The organism is Blastomonas sp., from assembly GCF_041747255.1.
In the GTDB taxonomy this organism is placed as follows: Bacteria; Pseudomonadota; Alphaproteobacteria; order Sphingomonadales; family Sphingomonadaceae; genus Blastomonas.
The window spans coordinates 1-2,941 of record NZ_JBGTFM010000028.1 but is presented as its reverse complement, the minus strand read 5'-3'; the positions used below and the strand labels follow the sequence as shown (position 1 = coordinate 2,941).

The 2,941-nt window shown below is 63.7% G+C and carries 2 protein-coding genes; both read left to right on the top strand.

Translation table 11 applies throughout. From position 1 onward, the window contains the following. Positions 1–1,058 (top strand): FAD-binding protein (locus tag ACEW8G_RS01055; protein ID WP_373486599.1); only part of this gene is annotated, 1,058 nt, incomplete at its 5' end. 390 nt (positions 1,059–1,448) lie between these two features. Further along, positions 1,449–2,540, top strand: a complete 1,092-nt coding sequence (gene bla, locus ACEW8G_RS01050; RefSeq protein WP_373486598.1) for a class A beta-lactamase — start codon at positions 1,449–1,451, stop codon at positions 2,538–2,540. The last annotated feature ends 401 nt before the right edge of the window (positions 2,541–2,941 follow it).

Below are 2,941 nucleotides of genomic sequence, written 5' to 3'. Positions count from 1 at the left end.
ATGCGGTCGATCGTACTAGTGGCCGGGTGAGCCTGCACACCGCCCGTGCTACAATCCTGGCGACGGGCGGCGCGGGTCGGACCTACCTCTTTTCCACCGCGCCGCGCGGTGCCACCGGCGATGGCATCGCGATGGCCTGGCGCGCGGGCGCGCGCGTCTCGAACATGGAATTCATGCAGTTCCACCCGACCTGCCTGTTCAACCTCACGGTCAAGAATTTCCTGATCACCGAGGCGGTGCGCGGTGAGGGCGGGCACCTGTTGATCCCCGATACCGGCTATCGCTTCATGGGCGATTTCGACCCCCGGCTTGAGCTCGCCCCGCGCGATGTCGTGGCACGCGCGATCGACCATGAGATCAAGCGGCTCGGGCTTGATTATGTGCATCTCGACATCAGCCACCAGCCGGCGGATTTCGTGAAGGGCCATTTCCCGACGATCTATGAAAAGCTGTTGGGGCTGGGCATCGACATCACCCGCGATCCGATTCCGGTGGTGCCCGCGCAGCATTATACCTGCGGCGGGGTGCTGATCGATCTCAATGGCCGCACCGATCTGCCCAAGCTGTATGCGGCAGGCGAGGTCAGCCAGTCGGGCCTGCATGGTGCCAACCGGCTGGCGTCTAATTCCCTGCTCGAATGCTTTGTCTTCGGCGATGCCGCCGCGCAGGATATCATCGCGCACTGGGATGAGCTCACCCCGCCGCCCGCAATCCTGCCGTGGGATGAAAGCCGCGTCACCGATTCAGATGAAGAGGTCGTGGTGCAGCACAACTGGCGAGAAATCCGCCGGTTCATGTGGGATTATGTCGGCATCGTGCGCACCACCAAGCGGCTGGAGCGCGCACTGCACCGGGTCGATCTGCTGCGCCGCGAGGTCGATGACTATTACGGCAATTTCCGCGTGACCCCCGATCTGGTCGAGCTGCGCAATCTGGTCGAAGTCGCCGGGCTGATCGTGCGCAGCGCGCTTGAGCGCAAGGAAAGCCGGGGGCTGCATTTCAACAGCGATTATCCGGAGCTGTTGCCCGAGGCGGTAGATACTGTGCTGGAGCCGTAATTTCTTTCCTCTGCTCCAGGGTGGACTGCAAATGCCCTCCCCCTCGATGGGGGAGGGTTGGGTGGGGGTGATCTCTCCGGATTGTGACACCTCGCCCAGACGCACCATCACCCTCACCGCTGCGACTAGGTGGCAAAGCCACCAAGGCTCGCTGCCTCTGCCATCAAGGGAGAGGCCAACAGGGGCGACGATCCGTTAGTAGCCCAGTTGCCTGCCAAAGGTTAGCTTCTGGCATCAGAGCGAGAGAAAAAGCCGTTCACCGCGCTGATGGACTCATTCACCGCAAAATTCTCCGGTGGCGTGGAACTCGGCGCTAGATCGCTTAACCGCGCATACATCCCTTTGCCGCAATATGGCGCTAACCCCATGTGCCGAGCAGAAAGCCTCCCCATGTTTGTCCGTTCGCTGTTTTTGATCCTGGCCACCACCGCGCTCGCCGCCTGTGCGTCAACGCCAAGGCAGGTGGCGCAGCCGCAGCCACCGCGACAGGCCGCGCCGCGCATCGTCACCGTCCAGCCGCTGCCGCCTCAGCTGGCGCCGCGCGCGTCCACAAGCGTGCCCGAAGGACTGCGGCAAGAAATCGCGGCGTTATGGCGCGCCTTTCCCGGCAAAACCGGCATCGCGGTGCGGCGGATCGACGGCGACTGGGTGATCGGCCAGCGCGGGGCTGAGCTGTTCCCGCAGCAAAGCGTATCGAAGCTGTGGGTGGCGATGACCGTGCTTGAACGGGTGGATCGCGGCGAACTGAGGCTCGATGCGCCGGTGACGATTACCCGTGATGACCTCACCCTGTTCCACCAGCCGCTCGCCGCCCGCGTGGCGCGCGAAGGCAGGGTCGAGGCGAGCGTCAGGTCGCTGATCGATGAGGCGCTGACCGCGAGCGACAACAGCGCCAATGATGCGCTGCTGCGCACCGCAGGGGGCCCGGCGGCAGTTAACGATTTTCTGCGTCGCAAGGGGCTGAATAATATCCGCTTTGGCCCGGGCGAACGCTTGCTGCAGAGCGGCATCGCCGGGGTCCAGTGGCGGCAGGAGCTGTCGGCGGGTCGCGCCTTTCAGGCCGAGCGTGCGCGCGTGCCGCTTGACCGTCGGCGCAACTTGTTGTCGGCCTATGTCGCTGACCCCATCGATGGCGCAAGCCCCGAGGCGATGGTCGATGCACTGGCGCGGCTGGCTCTGGGCCAGCTGCTGTCGCCCGAATCAACCCGGCTGATGCTCGACACGCTCACCCGCACGAAAAGTGGCCCCAACCGTCTGAAAGCGGGCGTGCCAGCCGGTTGGCGGTTCCTCCACAAGACGGGAACCGGGCAGGATCTGCCGCCGGTATCGACCGGCTATAACGATGTCGGCATCATGACCGCGCCCGATGGAACCCGCTATGCCGTAGCGGTGATGCTCGGTGAAACGAGCGCGCCCATTCCGGCGCGGATGCAGCTGATGCAGTCGGTGTCGCGCGCCATCGCCCGCTATCACCAACAATAGCAGATACTTTACCCCCTCAAGAAATAATGTGTTATCTGCGCGGCGGGAGACATTAGTTTCGTTCGTCAGAAACGCTTGGCATGGTTTGGGAATCATGTCGTGGCTGACTGGCAGGAGAGTATCGACACCATGTTTCCGTCCAAATCGCCCCTGAAGTTCAGGCCAGTCCGCTGACGTCGGTTAGCCCCGCGCCGGCTGCTGTGGCGCCCCCTGTTCGTCCAGCCCGCACCAATCCGGTCCGCGATTCCGCCGGCTGGAATGCCATGCGTGACGCCTGCATCACTGATCCTGGCGCGTTTCATGGGGAGCAGGCGCGTTCTGCGATCTGCTGGTATCTGCCCGATCATCATGCCTGGGCGTTTTTTGATCGCGATGCGCAGGCATGGACCGGCTGGGATGCG

Excerpts from the sequence above, each read along its gene's own strand:
- bla (WP_373486598.1), top strand. The coding sequence starts at position 1,449 with ATGTTTGTCCGTTCGCTGTTTTTGATCCTGGCCACCACCGCGCTCGCC.